This is a genomic window from Xanthomarina maritima (assembly GCF_008084905.1).
Taxonomy (GTDB): domain Bacteria; phylum Bacteroidota; class Bacteroidia; order Flavobacteriales; family Flavobacteriaceae; genus Xanthomarina; species Xanthomarina maritima.
In genome coordinates this window covers 306,978-329,647 of sequence record NZ_VSFC01000052.1, presented here as the reverse complement: position 1 = coordinate 329,647, position 22,670 = coordinate 306,978, and the positions used below count along the sequence as shown (strand labels likewise).

The following is a 22,670-nucleotide window of genomic DNA, read 5'->3' as shown; positions in this document are numbered from 1 at the left end:
AACTCTTAAAATAAAGTTAATAATCAGAAAATCAATCTCTTAGTAAGAAAAATAAGACACGGATTTTTAGATACACTCATACTATAAATGAACATTCTTAACAAACCATTTGATACTCAGTTTCAAACTGCACCATTTTCTAAAATTAATAACGACAACTTTTTTCCAGCTTTTAAAATAGCCATAGAAAAGGCAAAAAAAGAAATCGAAGTCATTACAAATAATTCTGAAAAACCATCATTTGAAAATACGATTGAAGCTCTAGATTTTTCAGGTGAAGAATTAGATAGAATCTCGAGTATTTTTTTCAATTTAAACTCAGCTGAAACCAATGATGAAATACAGAAAATTGCTCAAGAAGTATCTCCTCTATTATCTGAATTCAGTAATGATATAACTTTAAACGAAAATTTATTTAAAAGAATTAAAACTGTTTATAATGACAGAAATTCATTGAACCTTTCAACAGAGCAACAAACCTTATTAGATAAAAAATATAAAAGTTTTTCTAGAAATGGTGCCAATCTGCCTGAAGATAAAAAACAGAAATTAAGAGAAATCGATAAAGAATTAAGCAAACTAAAATTAAAGTTTGGTGAAAATGTTTTAGCAGAAACTAACAAGTTTGAAATGCTTTTAACCAATGAAGAAGATTTATCTGGATTACCTGAAGGCGCCAAAGAAGCTGCACAACAATTAGCAGAATCTAAAGGTAAAGAGGGTTGGTTAATTACTTTAGATTACCCAAGTTATATTCCATTTATGACTTATTCAGATAATCGAGAGTTACGTAAAAAACTAGCCATCGCTTCAGGAGCCAAAGCTTTTAATAACGATGCTTTAGACAATCAGGAAAACGTTTTGAAAATTACAAAACTTCGTTATCAAAGAGCCAATTTATTAGGTTATAAAACACATGCTCACTTTGTTTTGGAAGAACGCATGGCTAAAACTCCTAAAAAAGTAGATTCTTTTCTAAACGAACTTCTTGAGAAAGCAAAACCTGCAGCATTAAAGGAATTTAAAGAACTTGAAGCATTCGCTAAAGAATTAGACCATATTGATCAACTTCAAAAATGGGATGCATCTTATTATGCTGAAAAATTAAAGCAGAAATTATTCAATTTAGATGATGAAAAACTAAAGCCTTATTTCAAACTTGAAAACGTAATTCAAGGGGTTTTTAATATTTCCGAAAAACTATATGGTTTGCATTTCGAAGAGATTTCAACCATTGATAAATACCACGAAGATGTATTAACTTATCTAGTAACAAACAATATAGGTGATTTAGTATCCATCTTTTATGCAGATTTTTTCCCAAGACCAGGAAAAAGAAATGGTGCTTGGATGACATCTTACAAACCTCAATATCTTAAAAATGGGGAAAACTCTCGTCCACATATTTCCATAGTTTGCAACTTCACCAAACCTACAAAAAGCAAACCCTCTTTATTAACTTTTAATGAAGTGACTACTTTGTTTCATGAATTTGGTCATGCACTTCATGGCATGTTAGCAAACACAACCTATCCAAGTTTATCAGGAACTAGTGTGTTTTGGGATTTTGTAGAATTACCAAGTCAGGTGTTGGAGAACTGGTGTTACGAAAAAGAAGCTTTAGAATTATTTGCTACTCATTATGAAACAGGAGAAGTGATTCCTATGGATTTAATTGAAAAAATAAAAGCTTCTTCAACTTTTCATGAAGGTATGCAAACCTTACGTCAAATAAGTTTTGGATTACTTGATATGAGTTGGCATTCTGGAGATTCTCCAGAGACAATAACAAATGTAAAAGAGCACGAAAAAGAAGCTTTCGAAAACACCCTATTATATCCAGATGTGGCAGAAAACTGTATGAGCACGTCTTTTTCACATATTTTTCAAGGAGGATATTCATCTGGTTATTATAGTTATAAATGGGCTGAAGTTTTAGATGCAGATGCTTTTGAATTATTTAAAGAAAAAGGCATTTTTAACAAAGAAGTCGCTACAAAATTTAAAAACAATGTTTTGTCTCAAGGTGGAACTGAAGACCCAATGGTACTTTATAAACGCTTTAGAGGTCAAGAACCAAAGCCTGAAGCCTTATTAAAACGTGCAGGTTTAATAGAAAACAAATAATTTAACTTATTTTTGAAAAAAAAGCTAGTTAAAGAATGTCCAAACACCAATTAGATCCGAATAAGTGGGTTGATCGTTATTCAGACTATTTATACAATTTCACCATTACTCGTGTTAATGACAGGGAAGTTGCTAAGGATTTGGTTCAGGACACTTTTTTTGCAAGTTTAAAATCAATGAAAAATTTTAAAGGTGAAGCTAGTGAACGTACATGGCTTATTTCAATTTTAAAACGAAAAATAATTGATCATTACAGAAAAATAAATTCGAAAAAAGGAAAAGCTGAAATTCGAATGGATTTTAAAACTGAAGATGATAATGACAGTAATTGGCTAGAAGAACGAGTGGCAGATCATCAATATAAAACAGCTGAAGACACTTTAGTAAATGAAGAACTTGGTGAAGCCATATATAATTGTTTAGCAAAATTACCAGAAAAACAAGCCACAGTATTTAGAATGAAAACTATAGAAGGACTTGAAACTGAAACTATTTGTAATGAATTAGGTATCACTGCGTCTAACCTTTGGGTAATTATTCACAGAGCAAGGATAGCAATGGCAGAGTGTATGGAAAAAAACTGGTTTAAATAACAATGAAAAATAAATCTTTTTTATTTATTTCATGCGAAGAAGCAAAACATATTTGTGATAAGGCACAATATAATGAAGCTTCCTTTTGGGAGAAATTCAAATTAAATCTACGCTATATTTGGTGTCATATTACCAGAACTTATGTTAATAGAAATAAGAAGCTAACTAAAACAGTAAAATCTTCAAAAATCACTTGCTTAAAAAATTCTGAAAAACAGCAATTAAAAGAAGTTTTTCAGGAAGAACTAGAAAATCAACATCAATAAAAGCAACCAATAAATTGGGATTCCTTCAACCCAAAAAGAACTATAATATCTTCCTTGATTTTGTTTTGAAAATACTAAAAACAGTAAACTTATAATTGTTATTATAAGTGTTGCTAAAATACTAAAGCCATTAATTTCATCTTTAAAAAATTCCATTAAAAAGAAAACCAATAGCAACAATGCTCCAATTATCTTAGTTTGTTTTATACCTATTTGTTGTGGAATGGTTGCTAGTTTTAAACTATCGTAATTTAAATCTCTAATTTCAAAAGGAAACATTAAAACAATTACAAGAACAAATCTTTGAAATATCGTAAGAATCACATCAGTGTTTATTATGTGATTATTATTTATTAAAGGTAAAAATACAGTTACTCCAGCCCAAACCAAAGCAATAATATACACTTTCAAACCACTAATATTTCTCAAATTCTTATTGCTGTCGTAAATCATTTTACTTGGCAAAAAAGGAAAAGCATATAAAAAAGTAACAATCCCAAAAGCTAGAATGTAAATTAAAGTTATAATTTCTAATTGAATTGCATAATAACACATGAGAATAAAGCATATCAATGAAAATATCTGTATAACCTTAAGCCAAGTAGTTAAACTTCTATAATGAAATTTAGTAAGTCCAAAATACTTCACGAAATTATAGCCAATAATTGATGCATAAAAAATAAAATAAAGTATCTCTTCATCAAAAGGAATGTTGAATTCAATAAGTGTCATCCAAGAAAAAGCAAACACAGCTAAAGCTACATGAATACTACTATCCAGATAAAAATCTAATATCTTCTTTAACAAACCCATAAAGCAAAAGTACATAAAGTGTTAATAACCCATTTAATTGGTTAAAAACTTTAGTTTTCATTAACAATATAAAGTGAATTATTACGTAATTTTGCGCCTTAAAACACAACAATACATTTAATGAACACAACTAATTTTGCACTTCGCCATATTGGTCCTAGAGAAGAAGACCAAAACCAAATGTTAAAAACTATTGGTGTTGACTCATTAGACCAACTAATCTATGAAACGCTTCCAGATGATATCAAGCTAAAAATACCACTTGATTTGGATGAACCAATGAGCGAATATGAATATTTAACCCATATTCATGAGCTTTCTAAGCAAAACAAAACTTTCAAAACATATATAGGCCTTGGGTATCATCCAACCATTTTACCTCCAGTTATTCAACGTAATATTTTGGAAAATCCAGGTTGGTACACTGCTTACACACCTTATCAAGCTGAAATAGCTCAAGGACGTTTAGAAGCTTTATTAAATTTCCAAACCATGGTTACTGACTTAACTGGAATGGAAATTGCCAACGCCTCTCTTTTAGATGAAAGTACAGCAGCTGCTGAAGCTATGAGCTTATTATTTGCAGTTAGAGAACGTGACCAGAAAAAAAATGATGTCAATAAATTTTTTGTTTCTGAAAACATATTACCTCAAACTCTTTCTTTATTACAAACTAGATCTACTCCAATTGGAATAGAATTAGTGGTTGGTAATGAAGAGTCTTTTGATTTTTCTTCTGAATATTTTGGAGCAATTCTTCAATATCCTGGAAAAAATGGTCAAGTAACAGATATTAAATCATTTATTGAAAAAGCTAATAACGCTCAAATTAAAGTAGCAGTTGCAGCAGATATTTTAAGTCTAGTTAAGCTTGAAGCTCCAGGGAAATTTGGTGCAGATGTTGTCGTTGGAACCACACAAAGATTTGGAATTCCAATGGGTTATGGTGGACCACATGCAGCCTATTTTGCCACTAAAGAAGCCTATAAAAGAGACATTCCAGGACGTATTATTGGTGTTACTAAAGATGTAAATGGCAATAGAGCTTTGCGTATGGCTTTACAAACTCGTGAACAACATATTAAAAGAGACAAAGCAACTTCAAATATTTGTACTGCTCAGGTATTATTAGCTGTTATGGCTGGAATGTATGCTGTGTATCATGGTCCTAAAGGATTAGAATTTATAGCAAATAAAGTTCATAACACAGCTTCGACTGTGTCAAATGCTTTAAGCAAGTTAGGTTTTACACAAACAAACACATCTTATTTCGATACGTTAAGCGTTAAAGCTAATGCATCAAAAATAAAAGTAATTGCTGAAAAACATCAAGTCAATTTCTTTTATCCTGATGTAAATACAGTTACTATTTCTATCAACGAAACAACTAATTTAAAAGACGCGAATCAAATTGTTGCCATTTTTGCTGAATCTGCAGGAAAAGAAACTATTAAAATTAATAGTGTTTCTGAAGATAATCATATTTCTGAAAGTCTTCAAAGAACTTCAGATTTCTTAACCTTAGACATCTTTAATTCACATCATTCTGAAACAGAGTTGATGCGTTACATTAAAAAATTAGAACGTAAAGATTTATCATTAAATCATTCCATGATTTCTTTAGGTTCTTGTACAATGAAATTAAATGCAGCTGCCGAAATGTTGCCATTAAGTTCACCAAATTGGGGAAGTATTCACCCTTTTGTTCCTATAGAACAAGCTCAAGGATACCAAACCATATTAAAAGAACTTGAAGATCAATTAACAGAAATTACCGGATTTGCTGCTACATCTTTACAACCAAATTCTGGAGCTCAAGGTGAGTATGCTGGATTAATGGTTATTAAAGCGTACCATGAATCTCGAGGAGATCATCATAGAAACATCTGTTTAATACCTTCTTCAGCTCATGGAACAAATCCTGCTAGTGCTGTTATGGCTGGCATGAAAGTGGTTGTGACGAAATCTACCGAAAAAGGAAATATAGACGTTGAAGATTTACGTGAAAAAGCCGAATTACACAAAGACAACCTGTCTTGTATCATGGTTACATATCCTTCAACTCATGGAGTTTATGAATCTGCTATCAAAGAAATTACAAAAATAATCCATGATAATGGTGGTCAAGTTTACATGGATGGAGCAAATATGAATGCCCAAGTTGGATTAACAAATCCTGGAAATATTGGAGCAGATGTTTGTCATTTAAATTTACATAAAACTTTTGCAATTCCTCATGGAGGAGGAGGACCAGGAGTTGGACCAATTTGTGTGGCAAAACAATTAGTGCCTTTTTTACCTGGTAACCCAATTATAAAAACTGGAGGAGATCAAGCAATTTCAGCTATTTCTGCGGCTCCTTTTGGCTCAGCTTTGGTATGTTTAATTTCTTATGCATACATTAAAATGTTAGGAGCTGAAGGCGTAACACAATCTACTAAAATTGCCATATTAAATGCCAATTATATCAAACATCGTTTACAAGGACAGTTCGACACCTTATATTCTGGAGAATGTGGTCGTGCTGCTCACGAAATGATTGTTGATTGCAGACCTTTTAAAGCCAATGGTATTGAAGTTACTGATATAGCAAAACGTTTAATGGATTATGGTTTTCACGCACCAACAGTATCGTTTCCTGTAGCTGGAACTTTAATGATTGAACCAACAGAAAGCGAAAGTAAAGCAGAAATGGATCGTTTTTGTGATGCAATGATTTCAATTAAAAAAGAAATTGATATGGCTTCAAAAGATGATGAAAATAATGTCTTAAAAAATGCACCTCATACTCTAGAAATGCTAACATCTAGTGAATGGTTGATGCCTTATACTAGAGAAACAGCAGCATTTCCATTAGAATATGTGAAAGAGAATAAATTCTGGCCTAGTGTTAGACGTGTAGATGATGCCTTTGGAGATAGAAATTTAATTTGTACATGTGCTCCTATTGAAGAATATATGGATGCATAATTATATTTTCACAAATTTTAAAACCCTCAAAATGAGGGTTTTTTTATTGCTAAATTATTAATATTTTAAATTTATAATACGAATTTGACAAATAATAGCTAATATTTTAAAAATGAATACGTAAACAATTTTATAATGATTAATTTAGCACTAGCCTAATATTTAATAGCAACCTAATGGCAATAAGAATTACAGGAACTGGCAGTTATATTCCAAGCAATATAGAGAAGAATGAAGATTTTAATCAACATGAATTTCTAAATGAAGATGGCTCAACAATAAATCATCATAATGAAGTCATTATAGAGAAATTTAAAGCTATTACTGGAATTGGTGAAAGACGCTATGTAGAAAACAATTTAAACACTTCCGATATTGCTTTTTATGCAGCACAAAACGCTATTGAAAATGCTAAGATAAATCAAGAAGATCTCGATTATATTATTGTTGGTCATAATTATGGTGATGTAAAACACAATACAGAACAAAGTGATACAGTTCCAAGCATAGCTTCAAGAGTGAAGCATTTACTTGGAATTAAAAACCCTAAATGCGTTGCATACGACATTCTTTTTGGTTGTCCAGGCTGGATTGAAGGAGTTATTCAAGCCAATGCTTTTATTAAATCTGGAATTGCTAAAAAATGTTTAGTTATTGGTGCTGAAACTTTATCTCGTGTCGTGGATAAACATGATAGAGATTCTATGATTTATAGCGATGGAGCTGGTGCAGTAATTGTTGAAGAATCTACAGAAGAAGGTGGTATTATAGCTCATGAAAGTGCTACGTATGCTTTAGATGAAGCTCACTTTATATATTTCGGTAAAACGAATCATCCTGAAATAACAGATCAGCGACGATACATTAAAATGTATGGCAGAAAGATTTATGAATTTGCTTTAAATAACGTTCCAGCAGCTATGAAATCTTGTTTAGATAAAAGTGGCTATGACATAAGCGATCTAAAGAAAATACTTATCCATCAAGCAAATGAGAAAATGGATGAAGCAATCGTGCAACGTTTTTATAAACTCTACAAAATGAAAATGCCTGAAGATATTATGCCAATGACTATAAACAAGTTAGGAAACTCCAGTGTTGCAACAGTTCCAACTTTATACGATTTAATTTTAAAAGGCGAGCTTGAAGGTCATATCATAAATAAAAGTGATGTGATTATGTTTGCTAGTGTTGGAGCTGGAATGAACATCAATGCTATTATTTATAAATATTGAAGTAAGGCTTGATGTAATTATAGAATATTAAACTGAGATTCCTGCTTTCGCAGGAAATATTATGTACGAAAACACTTTTCCAAATAAACGCTTTAAACACACAGCACTATTTTTAAATAAGCATATTTCGACAGATTCTAAAATTTTAGATTTAGGTGTTGAAAATCCTTTTACAAAAATCATGAAACAACACGGTTTTAATGTTGAAAACACCAAAGGCGAAGATTTAGATTTAGATACAACAACTATAAAAAATTCAAATGCTGATGTTGTTACAGCTTTTGAAATTTTTGAACATCTTCTCTCTCCTTTTACTGTTTTAAAATCTATTAAGGCTGATAAACTTGTTGCAAGTATTCCATTAAAATTATGGTTTTCCTCAGCTTATAGAAGTAAAACAGATATGTTAGATAGACATTATCACGAATTTGAAGACTGGCAATTCGATTGGCTTTTAGAAAAATCTGGTTGGAAAATAATAGATAGACAAAAATGGACCAATCCAACAAAAAAAATTGGATTCCGACCAATTCTACGTTGGTTTACGCCAAGATATTATATAGTTTACGCTGAAAGAGTTTAACTTTGAATTTTAAACTTTTAAACTTTGAATTTCTACATTATCATTCCTGCACATAACGAAGAAGCTTACATCAAGCAGACTTTAGATTCTTTGGTTGCTCAAACCTTATTACCAAAACAAGTAGTGGTAGTAAATGATAATTCTACAGATAAGACAAAGCAAATTGTTGAAGAATTTACTTCAAAATATGAATGGATTTCTTTAATAAACACCACCTCATCAGATACACATTTACCAGGCTCTAAAATTATCCATGCTTTTTATAAAGGATTTGAAATTTTAGATGAAGACTATGACGTCATCTGTAAGTTTGATGCAGACTTAATATTTCCGACAAATTATTTAGAAAAGCTAGCTTTTCATTTTAAGGCAAATGATAAACTTGGGATGGCTTCAGGGTATTGCTACATTGAAAAAAACAAGGAATGGGTTTTAGAAAACTTGACCAGAAAAGACCATATTCGAGGCGCTTTAAAAACTTATAGAAAAGAATGCTTTCTTGAAATAGGCAAACTTAAACCATCCATGGGTTGGGATACCATTGACGAGCTTCTAGCCAAATTTTATGGTTGGAAAATTACAACAGATGAATCTCTTCAAGTAAAACATCTGAAACCTACAGGAATCAGTTATAATAAAGCATCTAAACACCTTCAAGGTGAAGCTATGTACAAAATGCGTTATGGATTTATAATCACTTTAATTTCAGCTTTAAAATTAGCTTACAAAAAAGAAAGTTTCGGTTTATTTAAAGATTATATGATTGGCTTTTTTAAAGCGAAAAAAGAAAAACTTCCGTTTTTAGTTTCTGAAGAACAGGGTGAATTTATTAGGAATTTACGTTGGAAGGGTATCTTTTTTAAATTTAAATGATGAGATTTCCACCTTCGTGGAAATGACTTCGTCAATTAAAACTCCAATTTTTATAATCTGAGGAAGCTTCAAGTTTATCTTCTAAACTATCTTCTAATTCTGGAAAGTAGTCTATTCCAGTAAGTGTTTCAATAGAATCTACAGAAACCACAAATTCATATAAAGGAAAACTAGAATTCTCATGAGGTATTAAAAAAGCAATCATTTTTGTTTTTCCTGAATTGTATTCTATCAGTATTTTATAAAACTGATTTGGAACTGAAACTTCTTCTTCACCTATAGTTTTTAAATCATCTTCCAAAACACCTCCTGTAATAACATAAACACCATTATATTTATCTGCCCAATATCTCACTTTCTGCTCTAAAGTATTCCAAATTCCTGAATTAAAATCGTGTCTTTGAGGACTGATATTACTAGTTAAAAAGGTTTCATTATATGCATTTTGATTATAAGCTCTATCTGCTGCTGGACATAAATGTCCTCTATCGAAACCAGACTTTTTATAATTTCGCCAATGTGCAGCTCCAGTTTTTACAGCTGGATCTATTTCAAAATAAGGCCGTTTAAAATTGGAATTTGAAAGATGTTCTTTTTTTAATTCGTAAGCAACCCATTCTGCCTGTTCATGTGGCTCACTATAAGACAAAGAATAGCTATTATGATGAACAATTTGTCCTGTGGTGCTTGTTGGTAAAAAGAATTCATTGGTATTACTTTTAACTGTTTTACCAGAATCTACAACTACTTGTTGTTCTTTGTCCTCTAAATAAATCTCATAAAAAGAAATACCTCCTATAAGCAAAACTGCAATTATTATATATTGGGTTTTTCTCTTCATTCTACTTTAAAGAAGCTAAACTAGCTTTTAAAGTTTCAATTTTAGCCAATGCATCGGCTTCTTTGTTACGTTCGTTAGCTATAACCTGTTCTGGAGCTCCTGCTACAAAACGTTCGTTTGATAATTTCTTTTGAACAGATTTCAAAAAGCCTTCTGTGTATTTTAATTCTTCAGAAATTTTAGTGATTTCTGCTTCAACATCAATCGCTCCAGCCATTGGAATAAAATATTCATTAGATTTCACTCTAAAAGTTAAAGCACCTTCTATAGCTTCTGATGTATAATTAATACTTTCAAGATTTCCTAGTTTAGCAATAACGGCATCAAAAGTTTTAATCGTATTTTCATTATTTATTACTGAAAAACCAATAGCATCTTTAAAAGCAATGTTCTTTTCTTTACGAAATGTTCTAATTCCTGAAATGACTTCAGAAGCAAATTCAAACTGAGAAATTAAATCTTTATTAATTGGTTTCGCTTCAGGCCATTTAGCAATAATTAATGCTTCTTCTGGAGTACGTTCAGTAATATATTGCCAAATATCTTCAGTTAAAAATGGCATAAACGGATGAAGAATTTTTAAATTATTTTCAAAACAAGCCATCACAGAATGATATGTTTTAGCATCGATAGGCTGTTGGTAAGCTGGTTTCACAATCTCTAATAACCAGCCACAGAAATCATTATAAATCAATTTATAGATACTCATTAAAGCATCACTTAAACGGTATTTACTAAAATGATCATCAATCTCTACTAATGCTTCTTGAAACTTGGCTTCATACCATTCTAAGGCTATTTTACTAGACTGTGGTTGCTCAATAGTTTCATTAACTTCCCATAAGTTGGTTAAGTTGAATGCATTCCAAATTTTGTTTCCAAAGCCTTTTCCTTGGTTACATAAGGCTTCATCAAACATCAAATCGTTTCCAGCAGCAGAACTTAACAACAAACCTACACGAACACCATCTGCACTATAATCGTCAATAAGTTTTAAAGCATCTGGTGAATTCCCTAAGGATTTACTCATTTTTCTTCGTTGCTTATCACGAACCAAACCAGTTAAATAAACATTGTTAAATGGTTTTTCACCTTTGTATTCATAACCAGCTATAATCATACGTGCTACCCAAAAGAATAGAATATCTGGACCAGTTACCAAATCGTTGGTTGGATAGTAATATTTTATGTCTTCATTCTCAGGATTACGAATGCCATCAAACACGCTCATAGGCCATAACCAAGAAGAGAACCAAGTATCAAGAGCATCAGTATCTTGTTTTAAGTCGTTGGCTGTTAGTTGTTGGTTGTTGGTTTTCTTTTTTGCAAGTTTAAGGGCTTGCTCGATAGTTTCAGCAACTACAAAATCTTCTTTTCCTTCGCCATAGAAATAAGCAGGGATTTGCTGTCCCCAAAGTAATTGTCTGGAAATATTCCAATCGCGAATGTTTTCCATCCAGTGTCTATAAGTGTTTTCGAATTTTTTAGGAAACAACTTAATTTCTGCTTCTTCACCTAAAACGGCCTTTATTGCAGGTTTTACCAATTCATCCATTTTTAAAAACCACTGGTCACTTAATCTTGGCTCGATGACTGCTTTGGTACGTTCTGAAGTACCAACTTTGTTTAAATGTGTTTCGGTTTTAACTAAAACACCAGTTGCTTCTAATTCTTTAGCTACGTTATTTCTTGCTTCAAAACGGTCTTGCCCTTCAAATTGCATTCCAAAGCTATTTAAACTTGCATCTTCATGAAAGATATCAATCACTTCTAGTTTATGCTTATCTCCAAGGTTTTTATCGTTTTCATCATGTGCAGGTGTTACTTTTAAGCAACCCGTTCCGAACTCTACATCTACGTATTCATCTTCTATGATAGGTATCACACGATTACAAATTGGCACAATAGCATTTTTTCCTTTTAAATGCGTAAAACGCTCATCATTCGGGTTAATACAAATGGCTGTATCTCCAAATATTGTTTCTGGACGTGTGGTAGCAATTGTTAACGTTTCATCACTTCCTTTTATTTTATAATTGATATAATATAGATTTCCTTGACGTTCTTCATGAATAACTTCTTCATCTGAAAGGGTTGTTTTTGCCTCAGGATCCCAGTTTACCATTCTATATCCTCTATAAATCAATCCTTTTTCGTATAAATCAACAAACACTTTTATTACAGCTTCAGACATATCGTCATCCATCGTAAATTTGGTTCTGTCCCAATCACAAGAACACCCTAGCTTTTTAAGTTGTTCTAAAATCACGCCTCCATATTCTTCAGTCCATTCCCAAGCGTGTGCTAAAAATTCATCACGAGTCAAGTCATTTTTATCTATTCCTTGTTCCTTTAATTTAGCAACTACTTTAGCTTCTGTAGCAATAGAAGCATGATCGGTTCCAGGAACCCAACAAGCATTTTTACCCAATAAACGTGCTCGACGGATTAATACATCCTGTATGGTATTGTTAAGCATGTGTCCCATATGCAAGACTCCAGTTACGTTTGGCGGAGGAATAACAATGGTATATGGTTCCCTTTCGTCTGGTGTTGAATGAAAATAATTGTGTTTCATCCAGTAGTTGTACCATTTACTCTCTACTTGACTGGCATCATATTTTGATGGAATTTGCATACTTTGGAATAGTTTTTGAAATATAACATGCAAAAGTACTTATATTTCTTTTTTAAGGAAAATTATATGAGCGTATAATATACATTTTATTAGGTTTTATATTATTTTGAAAGTGTATTATAGCTAATAATTTTGCAAAATGAATAAAAAGTAAGTATGTTTACCAACGTATTAAATAATAAAATTATGAAACATTTAGTAGTAGTATTTTTTATCGGATTATTAAGCTTTTCGGTAAATGCTCAAGAAAAAGTAGCTAAAATTGAATTTAAGACTGATACTATAGATTATGGTATTATTGAAAAAGGAGCTGATGGTGTTCGTGTTTTTGAATTCACAAACACAGGTGATGCACCTTTAATTATTTCAAAAGTAAATTCAAGTTGTGGTTGTACAGTTCCTAAAAAACCAGAAGGACCTATCCAACCAGGTGAAACTGGTCAAATTGAAGTTAAGTACGACACTAATAGAGTAAATCCTATTAGAAAGACAATTACAGTAATTTCTAATGCTGACACACCTACTGTAGCTTTAAAAATTAAAGGAGAAGTCATTGACCCTAGTAAAACTAGTGTTCTTGAGAAAAAGAGCGAAAGTGTTATGGAACAATAATTATTTTTCTAAACAAATATATTTAAGCCTTAAGAAAACTCTTAAGGCTTTTTTATTGTTTAAAAATATCTTCTAAATAAAAAACAAAAGTTAATGGAATACCATCCCTTTCTATTACTATCTTAATTCGTTCATCTTTATCCTCATAAAACATTTGCATAATTTCTTGAAGACTATATCTATCAGTAGATTTATTATTTATAGACAACAGGTAATCTCCAACTTTCAAACCTGCTTTTTCTGCTGGAGAGTCTTTTCTTAATTCCACTATTGAATAAGCAGGTTTTAAAGTTAACTTATATTGAGTACTTAAAACAACAGTTGTTTTTGATGTATTGCTTTCACTTCCTAAAAAATCACCAGTATTTGCATAATTATAATCTTTTTGCCTAACAAGCCTAACTCCATCTTGCTCTAATTCTATACCACTTTTATTATAATTAAATGGCTCAGAAAACATCCTATTTTTATCAAAAGTAATTGAGCTGTTTTGATAATCAATAATTAAATTAAATCGTTTTAAAACATTCCCAGCTATACTTCCATTCCTTTCTTTATGTTGTTTAACATAAATTAAAGAAGTTGGTTCTGGAAACGATACATTCACATTTTTAAGAGTGAAGTTTTTTATTGAAAATTCTTCTATTCTGGATCTTTTACCATAAACACTTCCTGTTAAACCATGTCCTAAAAAATCTTCAAAATATTTGTTATCTAGATGAATACCAAGACTATCTTCTTCAAATAGCCATAAAGCATCACTCCCTCCAGAATCTATTAACATTTTAACTGGAATATGCTTATCATTTATTTTAACATTTGTATAGATATAAGGTTTGTTTTTATAAAATTGCATATTTAAAGTTTCACAAGAGTTACACTTCTCATATATATAATCCTTAGGGTTTGTTAATGTTAATTTTTTAGTGGTATAATTAACTTCAACTACAAAATCTTTAAATAAATCATATCCAATAATACCATGCAAAGGAGCCCCTAATCTTGGCGCAAAATTTAAATTTGGGTTATATACTGCATATAGTTCTTGGCTTATATTTATAGCATCTCCTACTTTTAGAATATTATTTTTAGATTTTAAAGCTTTAATGGCTTCTCCTTCGCCTAGACCTCTTAGATAAATAGTTTCAGTATCTTTTATTTGAAGTGTATCTGTAATGTTTAAAAAATTGAAAATGATAGATTTATTAACTCCAGTATCTAATAGAAATGATAACTCGACACCATTTATTTCAACAGGAATTATAATTAAATTATTAATGAGTTTAAAATGAATTTTATCAGAGCCTTTTTTGTTCTGAATTACAAATTTACTTTGTGAATAACCTAGATTATTTAAAGAAAAAAAAATTATTATAATCCAGATATATTTTTTCATTAACAACAGAATTGGCATTCTTAATCAATTTACAAAACTTTAGTCTACCTTTTATATTTAGTCAAGTATTTTAAAAAAACTTTAAGATAATTTTCGGAACTTTGCTACTTAATATAATAGTATCATGCCAAGAATATCAAATAAAGGGCTTAACATGCCACAATCACCAATTAGAAAGCTAGTTCCTTATGCTGAAGCTGCATACAAACAGGGTAAAACCGTTTATCATTTAAACATTGGACAGCCAGATATTAAAACTCCAGAGATAGCTTTAGATGCTGTTAAAGTGCATTCTTTAGATATTTTAGCTTATACTAGATCTGAAGGATCTGATGAATATAGAAATAAAATTGCCAATTATTATAATATTCATGACATACATGTTATAAAAGATGATATTATTGTTACAACTGGTGGTAGTGAAGCTTTATTATTTGCTTTTGGAACTATCATGGATACAGATGACGAAATTATTATTCCAGAACCATTTTATGCTAATTACAATGGATTCTCTACAGCTTCAGGTGTAAATATTGTTCCTGTTATTTCTAAAATTGAAGATAATTTTGCTTTACCTCCAATTGAGGAATTTGAAAAATTAATTACTCCAAAAACTAAAGCCATTTTAATTTGCAACCCTGGAAATCCTACTGGATACTTATATTCTAAAGCAGAAATTAAAAAATTAGCTAGCATTGTTAAAAAGCATAATTTATTTTTAATTTCGGATGAAGTATATAGAGAATTTGCATATGATGGAGCAAAACACTATTCCATAATGCAAGAAGATGAAATAGCTGAGCATGCCATAATGATAGATTCTGTTTCTAAAAGGTATAGTATGTGTGGCGCAAGAATAGGCTGTTTAGTATCAAAAAATAAAGAAGTTATTTCTACAGCCTTAAAATTTGCTCAAGCTAGATTAAGTCCTCCTACATTAGCACAGATAGCAAGTGAAGCTGCCTTACAAACACCACAAAGTTATTTTGACGATGTAATTATTGAATATGTTGAAAGAAGAAACATCTTGATTTCTGAATTAGAAAAAATTGAAGGTATAAAAGTAGCTAAACCAAAAGGAGCTTTTTACTGCATTGTTGAATTACCTATAAAAAATGCAGACAATTTTGCACAGTGGTTATTAGAAAGTTTTGATATTAATGGCGAAACTGTTATGGTTGCTCCTGCTGCTGGTTTTTATTCAACTCCAGGTGTTGGTTTAAATCAAATAAGAATAGCTTATGTACTAAACAAAGATAGTCTTGTTAAGGCTGTTAACATTTTAAAAGAAGCTCTTAAAGTATATAAAGATTAGTGCAAATAAAACAAAACATATCCTTAAAACCTTTTAATACTTTTGGCATAGATGTTCTTGCAAAACATTTTATTTCTATTGAAAACATTGATGCCCTTAAACAAGTAATATCATTAGAAGAATATTCAAATATTTTTATATTAGGTGGTGGAAGTAATATGCTACTTACCAAAGATATTGAAACACTAGTTGTACATGTTAATTTAAAAGGAATTTCAATTCTTTCAGAAAATGAAGATTCCGTTTTAGTCCAAGCGAATGCTGGAGAAAATTGGCACGAATTTGTATTATGGTGTTTAGAAAAAGATTTTGGTGGGCTTGAAAACTTGTCACTTATTCCAGGAAATGTAGGAACTGCTCCAATTCAAAATATTGGCGCTTATGGCATTGAGTTAAAAGATACTTTTATTTCTTGTGAAGCATTACATATTGCTACCAAAACATTAAAAACCTTTACTAAAACAGACTGCAAATTCGACTATAGAAATTCCGTTTTCAAACAGGAAGAGAAAGGCGAGTTTATTATCTGTAATGTAACTTTTAAACTATCTAAGAAAAATCATACTCTTCATACATCTTATGGCTCCATTTCCGATGAATTAGCAGGAATGAATATTACAAATCCAACCATTCAAGATATTTCAAATGCTGTTATTAAAATTAGACAAAGTAAACTTCCTGACCCAAAAAAAATAGGTAACAGTGGAAGTTTTTTTAAAAACCCTGTAATTTTAAAATCAGCTTATTCTAAATTGAAAGAAAACTTTCAAGACATTCCTGGTTATCCAGTTTCAGAAACCGAAATTAAAGTTCCAGCAGGATGGTTAATTGAAAAAGCTGGTTTTAAAGGAAAACAATTTGGTAATTATGGCGTTCATAAAGCACAAGCTTTAGTTCTAGTTAATTATGGAAATGCAAAAGGTTCTGATATTTTAGAATTATCTATTTTAATCCAAAATACCATTAAACAGATCTTTAATATAACCATTGAAGCTGAAGTAAATATTCTTTAATTAAAAAGAAATCTCTAACTTTGGTATAATAGACAACTAAAACATTTAATTCTCAAACCTTGACTACACCAATCGAAAAGGAAATAGTTAGGCTACTTCAAAAAGGAGATAAAAAAGCCATTTCTTTGCTATATGAAAATTATGCAGACACGTTGTATGGCGTTATTTTAAAGGTGTTAAACAACGAAGAACTCGCTCAAGACGCATTACAAGAAACCTTTATAAAAGTTTGGAAAAAGTCTAAATCTTATGATGCTGATAAAGCAAAACTTTTTACATGGCTTTATAGAATTGCTTACAATACAGCTATAGATAAAGTAAGATCTAAATCAAATAAAGATCAAAAGGAAATCCAAATAGAAGCTTCAAACGTATATAAGTTAACATCGGAAGGATTAAACCAAGATGTTATGGATATTAAAACCCATCTAAAATCAATAGATAAAAAATATCAAATTGTTATAAATGCTCTCTTTTTTGAAGGCATGACACAACAAGAAGCAAGTGATGAATTAGAAATTCCACTTGGAACTATTAAATCAAGATTAAAAATTGGATTACGTGAATTGAAAAAAATTTACGATCCTGAATAAAACAAGTCATGAATGATAAAATAACTACATTTTTAAATTCTGACCTATTAGAAAAATATCTTATAGGTGAAACTACTTCTGCTGAAACAGAAACAGTTGAAACTTACATTTCAAAATACCCAGAAGTACAGAAAGCATACAACACCATTCAAACTAATTTAGAAATTGTGTCTAAAAAGAATGCTGTTGAAGCTCCAAAAGCTATTCTAAATAACATTTTAGATGCGCTTGATGACACTCCAGTTGTTACGTTAAAACCAACTAGACGATATAAAAAATGGTATCGTTTTAGTATTGCTGCAAGCGTTTCTGCATTAATTTTTGCTGGAAGTTCTTTTGTGTTTTATATACAAAATCAAAATTTAAAAACTGAAAACCAGAAAATTGTAGACGAAATTTACGATTTAAGAGATGATATTACGTCTAACAACAGTAAGTTAGATGATATTATGCAACAGTTTAAACAGCTTAATAATCCTGAAACTGAGAAATATATTATTAAAGGAAATTATAGAGCTAAAAATTTAAAAACTGTTGCCTACATAAATCCTAAGGAAAAAACTTCTATGATAGATGTGGTTTCTCTACCACAACTCCCAGAAGAGCAATGCTATCAAATTTGGGCTGAAGTTCAAGACAAAATGGTTAGTCTTGGTATTTTAAGCGAAACAGATAGAGAGTTAAAACAAATTCCATATACAGAAAATGCTCTAGGTTTAAGTATAACCATAGAACCAAAAGGTGGTAATAATAGTGCATCAAAAGAAAATGCTGTTGCAGAAGTTTCTCTACAAAAGCATAACTAATAATTAATTAATCTTAATTAGTTATAAAGCCTCACTTAAGTTTATAAAGTGAGGCTTTATTATTTTATTCTCATTTATAAATCGTAAATTTGCAAAAATAAATCGAAGCCCATTTAGGCTTTAAATACACTTTCAAAACGCATTATAATTACATGAAATTACTTTTAATAACTTTAATTTTATTAGGTTTAGCAATAGCTGGAATTGCTATTAAACTTTGGGCTAAAAAAGATGGTAAATTTGCAGGAACTTGTGCCAGTCAAAACCCAATGCTTAACAAAGATGGTGAAGCATGTGGTTTTTGTGGTAAAACGCCTGACCAGTTTAGCGATTGTAACGAACCTAAACACTCCTAGTATTTAATGGTTTTACTTGATTTGGTATTCTACACCTTTCTGTTTGTAGTATGTGCTCAAGTGTTATATTATCTTTTAATTTTTGGAAAATTTGTATTCTTAAAAGAAAACAAATCAGCTACAAATAATATTCCAATTTCGGTTGTTATATGTGCAAAAAATGAAGCTGAAAACTTGAAAAGATTTCTACCTTCAATCATTCATCAAGACTATCCAAATTTTCAAATTGTATTAATTAACGATGCTTCTTATGACGATACTTTAGAAATCATGGAAGATTTTGCCAGTATGCATAACAACATCAAAATTGTAAACGTAATAAATAACGAAGCTTTTTGGGCAAATAAAAAATACGCTTTAACTCTAGGGATTAAAGCTGCAAAACACGAACATCTTTTGTTTACTGATGCAGACTGCAAACCAATTTCAAAACATTGGATTTCAGAAATGAGTGCTTGTTTTAACAACAAAAAATCCATAGTTATAGGTTATGGTGCGTATTCTAAAATAAAGAATTCTTTTCTAAATAAATTAATACGTTTTGAAACTCTTTTAACTGCCATTCAATACTTTTCTTTTGCAAAAATTGGACAACCTTATATGGGAGTTGGTAGAAATTTAGCTTACAAAAAAGAAGAATTTTTTGAGGCTAATGGATTTATGAACCATATGTATATACGTTCTGGAGATGACGATTTGTTTATAAATCAGATAGCAAACTCACAAAATACTGAAATTTGTATTTCTCCAGATAGTTTTACTGAATCTGTACCAAAAACTACTTTTAGTAAATGGATTAAGCAGAAAAGAAGGCACATAACCACAGCAAATCATTATAAAACAAAACATAAATTACCATTAATCTTATTTTATATAACACAATTACTATTTTGGTTATTATCAATCATCCTTCTCATAACTTTATTTAATTGGATAGTTGTTTCGTGTCTCATTTTATTAAGAATTATTGTTCAATTTATAGTAATTGGAAAAGCTTCAACAAAACTTAATGAAAGAGATTTAGTAACTTACATTCCTTTCTTAGAACTTTTTTTAATTGGAATCCAATTAAGTATCTTTATAACAAACCTAATATCAAAACCTAAACATTGGAAATAGAAGAAGCTATTAAAAAAGCTAAAAAAAATGATCAAAAAGCATTTAACTTCCTGTTAGATACTTATTGGGATTATGTTTATGGTTTTCAATTAAAGCGTATTGAAAATGAAAATGACGCTGAAGACATTACCATTCAAGCCTTTTCAAAAGCTTTTGATAAAATAGATACATTTGATGAGAATTACACTTTTAAAACTTGGTTAATTACTATTTCTAAAAATATTCACATTGATTTAATTAGAAAAGAGAAAAACAAATTGTCTCAATCACTTTCTAATGATGATGAAGATTCTTTTCATCAAATTTTAGATGAAAGTCCTTCTGCTGAAGATAAATTAATTACAGAACAAAATTTAGCTAAATTGCTTAGAGATATTAAAAAGCTTAAACCTCATTATCAGGAAGTGATTAATCTAAGGTACTTTCAAGAATTAAGTTATAAAGATATTTCATTAGAACTTAACGAGCCTATTAGTAATGTGAAAGTTAAATTATTAAGAGCTAAAAAACTGTTAGCAGAAATTATTAAAAATAAAACCTCTTAATTAGAAGACATCTTCTCATTTTCATTTTTAACACCTTAAAGCAATAGTAACATATTACTTTTGTATCTTTGCTCTTCAAAAATAATTTGTAAATGAACACTAAAACAGCTTCAAATATTTTACCAGAAAGAGAAGCAAAACCTAAATGGTTACGTGTAAAATTACCTACTGGTAAAAAATACACAGAACTTCGTGGTCTTGTAGATAAATATAAACTAAATACCATTTGTACTTCAGGAAGTTGCCCAAATATGGGAGAATGTTGGGGAGAAGGAACTGCAACTTTTATGATTCTTGGAAATATTTGCACACGTTCTTGTGGATTTTGTGGAGTAAAAACTGGAAGGCCTGAAACTGTAGATTGGGATGAACCAGAAAAAGTAGCTCGCTCTATTAAAATAATGAATATTAAACATGCTGTTTTAACAAGTGTTGATAGAGACGATTTAAAAGACATGGGCAGCATTATGTGGGCTGAAACTGTTAAAGCTGTTCGAAGAATGAATCCTGATACAACATTGGAAACCTTAATTCCAGACTTTCAAGGTATTGAACAACACATAGATCGAATTATTGAAGTAGCTCCAGAAGTTGTTTCTCACAATATTGAAACTGTTAGAAGATTAACTAGAGAAGTCAGAATTCAAGCAAAATATGATAGAAGTCTAGGTGTTTTAAAATATTTAAAAGAACAAGGACAACGCAGAACAAAATCTGGAATTATGTTAGGTCTAGGGGAAACTCGTGAAGAAGTTATTGCTACGCTTCATGACCTTAAAGATAGTAATGTAGATGTGGTTACTATTGGTCAATACCTACAACCAAGTAAAAAACATTTACCAGTAAAGCAGTTTATTCTACCAGATCAATTTGATGAATACAAACAAATTGGACTAGATTTAGGGTTTAGACATGTGGAAAGTAGTGCTTTAGTAAGATCTTCTTATAAAGCTCAAAAACATATCAATTAATGATTCGTATTGCTATAAATGGTTTTGGACGTATTGGAAGACGCGTTTTTAGATTATTGCAAGACAACAAAAATATTCAGGTTGTTGCAGTTAATGATCTTGCAGATACTAAAACCTTAAGTCATTTATTAAAATACGATAGCATACATGGTATATTTAAAGAAACGATTTCTTTTGATGAGAAACATGTGATTGTTAATAATAGAAAGATACCATTTTCAAGAATAATTCATCCTAAAGAAATCAACTGGAAACCATTTGATGTTGATTTTGTAATTGAAGCATCTGGAAAATTTAAAACAAGAGAAGATTTAGAATTTCATATAAAAAATGGAGCAAAAAAGGTTGTTTTAAGTGTTCCTCCTTTAGAAGATGATATTAAAACCATAGTATTAGGTGTAAACGATAATTCACTTAATGGAAAAGAAACAATTGTTTCAAATGCATCTTGCACAACCAACAATGCTGCTCCAATGATTGATATAATAAATAATTTATGTGGCATTAAACAAGCATATATAACAACTATACACTCTTATACATCAGATCAAAGTTTACACGATCAACCACATAAAGATTTACGTCGCGCTAGAGCAGCAGGGCAATCTATAGTACCAACTACAACTGGAGCTGCAAAAGCGTTAACAAAAATATTTCCAGAATTATCAGATGTTATAGGTGGTTGTGGCATTAGAGTTCCTGTTGCCAATGGATCTTTAACAGACATCACCTTTAATGTAGAAAAAACAGTTACAATTGAAGATATTAATAAGGCTTTCAAATATGCTTCATTGAACAACTATAAGGGGATTTTAGAATATACTCAAGATCCAATTGTTTCAATTGATATTGTAGGAAATACTAATTCTTGTATTTTCGATTCTCAAATGACTTCTGTTATAGGAAATATGGTAAAAATAATTGGTTGGTACGATAATGAAACAGGCTATTCGAGTAGAATTATTGATTTAATTTGCAATTTATCGATAAAAATGTAACTTTTAT

Annotated in this window: 21 protein-coding genes; 17 read left to right on the top strand and 4 right to left on the bottom strand. The window is 30.4% G+C overall.

The annotated features are described in order from the left end of the window. Positions 1–87: 87 nt before the first annotated feature. The 3 genes from FVF61_RS11440 to FVF61_RS11430 are packed head-to-tail and all read left to right on the top strand — an operon-like array spanning position 88 to position 2,986. On the top strand, positions 88–2,127 hold the full coding sequence (locus FVF61_RS11440; protein WP_148456524.1) for a M3 family metallopeptidase: 2,040 nt from the start codon (positions 88–90) through the stop codon (positions 2,125–2,127). Between the two features lie 35 nt (positions 2,128–2,162). Continuing rightward, positions 2,163–2,720 carry a sigma-70 family RNA polymerase sigma factor gene (locus FVF61_RS11435; protein WP_148456522.1) on the top strand — a complete coding sequence of 186 codons (558 nt, stop codon included), beginning with the start codon at positions 2,163–2,165 and terminating at the stop codon, positions 2,718–2,720. Between the two features lie 2 nt (positions 2,721–2,722). Continuing rightward, positions 2,723–2,986 (top strand): hypothetical protein, encoded by a 264-nt coding sequence (locus FVF61_RS11430; protein ID WP_148456521.1) that lies wholly within the window; start codon positions 2,723–2,725, stop codon positions 2,984–2,986. Here FVF61_RS11430 and FVF61_RS11425 read toward each other — a convergent pair. Next, on the bottom strand, positions 2,966–3,799 hold the full coding sequence (locus FVF61_RS11425; protein WP_148456519.1) for a UbiA prenyltransferase family protein: 834 nt from the start codon (positions 3,797–3,799) through the stop codon (positions 2,966–2,968). The genes FVF61_RS11430 and FVF61_RS11425 overlap by 21 nt on opposite strands. 120 nt (positions 3,800–3,919) lie before the next feature. On the opposite strand from FVF61_RS11425, the gene gcvP reads away from it, so the two are divergent. The 4 genes from gcvP to FVF61_RS11405 all read left to right on the top strand — a co-directional run bounded on the left by gcvP (position 3,920) and on the right by FVF61_RS11405 (position 9,460). Continuing rightward, on the top strand, positions 3,920–6,769 hold the full coding sequence (gcvP, locus tag FVF61_RS11420) for an aminomethyl-transferring glycine dehydrogenase (protein WP_148456517.1): 2,850 nt from the start codon (positions 3,920–3,922) through the stop codon (positions 6,767–6,769). Between the two features lie 176 nt (positions 6,770–6,945). Continuing rightward, positions 6,946–8,004, top strand: coding sequence for a 3-oxoacyl-ACP synthase III family protein (locus FVF61_RS11415; protein ID WP_148456515.1), 1,059 nt, complete (start codon positions 6,946–6,948; stop codon positions 8,002–8,004). 61 nt (positions 8,005–8,065) lie between these two features. Beyond that, positions 8,066–8,587: a methyltransferase domain-containing protein gene (locus tag FVF61_RS11410; RefSeq protein ID WP_148456514.1), complete on the top strand. Its 522-nt coding sequence runs from the start codon at positions 8,066–8,068 to the stop codon at positions 8,585–8,587. A 24-nt stretch (positions 8,588–8,611) separates the two neighbouring features. Continuing rightward, a complete protein-coding gene (locus FVF61_RS11405; protein ID WP_148456512.1) occupies positions 8,612–9,460 on the top strand; it encodes a glycosyltransferase family 2 protein in 849 nt (282 codons plus the stop codon). Between the two features lie 31 nt (positions 9,461–9,491). Here FVF61_RS11405 and FVF61_RS11400 read toward each other — a convergent pair whose 3' ends face one another. Beyond that, positions 9,492–10,301, bottom strand: coding sequence for a DNA/RNA non-specific endonuclease (locus tag FVF61_RS11400; protein ID WP_148456510.1), 810 nt, complete (start codon positions 10,299–10,301; stop codon positions 9,492–9,494). 1 nt (position 10,302) lies between these two features. Next, entirely contained in the window at positions 10,303–12,939 is a 2,637-nt protein-coding gene (locus tag FVF61_RS11395) for a valine--tRNA ligase (RefSeq protein ID WP_148456509.1), read from the bottom strand. A 186-nt stretch (positions 12,940–13,125) separates the two neighbouring features. Here FVF61_RS11395 and FVF61_RS11390 point away from each other — a divergent pair, with 186 nt between their 5' ends. Next, positions 13,126–13,551: a DUF1573 domain-containing protein gene (locus tag FVF61_RS11390; protein WP_148456507.1), complete on the top strand. Its 426-nt coding sequence runs from the start codon at positions 13,126–13,128 to the stop codon at positions 13,549–13,551. 52 nt (positions 13,552–13,603) lie between these two features. Here FVF61_RS11390 and FVF61_RS11385 read toward each other — a convergent pair whose 3' ends face one another. After that, entirely contained in the window at positions 13,604–14,947 is a 1,344-nt protein-coding gene (locus tag FVF61_RS11385) for an aspartyl protease family protein (RefSeq protein ID WP_148456505.1), read from the bottom strand. Between the two features lie 124 nt (positions 14,948–15,071). Here FVF61_RS11385 and FVF61_RS11380 point away from each other — a divergent pair, with 124 nt between their 5' ends. The 9 genes from FVF61_RS11380 to gap all read left to right on the top strand — a co-directional run bounded on the left by FVF61_RS11380 (position 15,072) and on the right by gap (position 22,663). Next, the gene (locus FVF61_RS11380) at positions 15,072–16,262 is read left to right on the top strand and encodes a pyridoxal phosphate-dependent aminotransferase (RefSeq protein WP_148456503.1); all 1,191 of its coding nucleotides are present in this window, start codon (positions 15,072–15,074) and stop codon (positions 16,260–16,262) included. Beyond that, positions 16,262–17,275 carry a UDP-N-acetylmuramate dehydrogenase gene (murB, locus tag FVF61_RS11375; protein WP_148456501.1) on the top strand — a complete coding sequence of 338 codons (1,014 nt, stop codon included), beginning with the start codon at positions 16,262–16,264 and terminating at the stop codon, positions 17,273–17,275. The genes FVF61_RS11380 and murB overlap by 1 nt, the downstream gene beginning before the upstream one ends. 59 nt (positions 17,276–17,334) lie before the next feature. Continuing rightward, positions 17,335–17,868, top strand: a complete 534-nt coding sequence (locus FVF61_RS11370) for an RNA polymerase sigma factor (RefSeq protein ID WP_148456499.1) — start codon at positions 17,335–17,337, stop codon at positions 17,866–17,868. Positions 17,869–17,876: 8 nt separating this feature from the next. Further along, positions 17,877–18,674, top strand: coding sequence for an anti-sigma factor (locus FVF61_RS11365; RefSeq protein ID WP_148456497.1), 798 nt, complete (start codon positions 17,877–17,879; stop codon positions 18,672–18,674). Positions 18,675–18,826: 152 nt separating this feature from the next. Beyond that, complete coding sequence (locus FVF61_RS11360; protein ID WP_148456495.1) at positions 18,827–19,030, top strand: membrane or secreted protein; 204 nt, start codon at positions 18,827–18,829, stop codon at positions 19,028–19,030. Between the two features lie 6 nt (positions 19,031–19,036). Beyond that, positions 19,037–20,149, top strand: a complete 1,113-nt coding sequence (locus FVF61_RS11355; protein ID WP_148456493.1) for a glycosyltransferase — start codon at positions 19,037–19,039, stop codon at positions 20,147–20,149. Further along, entirely contained in the window at positions 20,140–20,694 is a 555-nt protein-coding gene (locus FVF61_RS11350; RefSeq protein WP_148456492.1) for an RNA polymerase sigma factor, read from the top strand. The genes FVF61_RS11355 and FVF61_RS11350 overlap by 10 nt, the downstream gene beginning before the upstream one ends. Before the next feature lie 92 nt (positions 20,695–20,786). After that, entirely contained in the window at positions 20,787–21,665 is an 879-nt protein-coding gene (gene lipA / locus FVF61_RS11345; protein ID WP_148456490.1) for a lipoyl synthase, read from the top strand. Further along, positions 21,665–22,663, top strand: coding sequence for a type I glyceraldehyde-3-phosphate dehydrogenase (gene gap / locus FVF61_RS11340; protein ID WP_148456488.1), 999 nt, complete (start codon positions 21,665–21,667; stop codon positions 22,661–22,663). Before lipA ends, gap begins: the two co-directional genes overlap by 1 nt. Positions 22,664–22,670 lie beyond the last annotated feature (7 nt).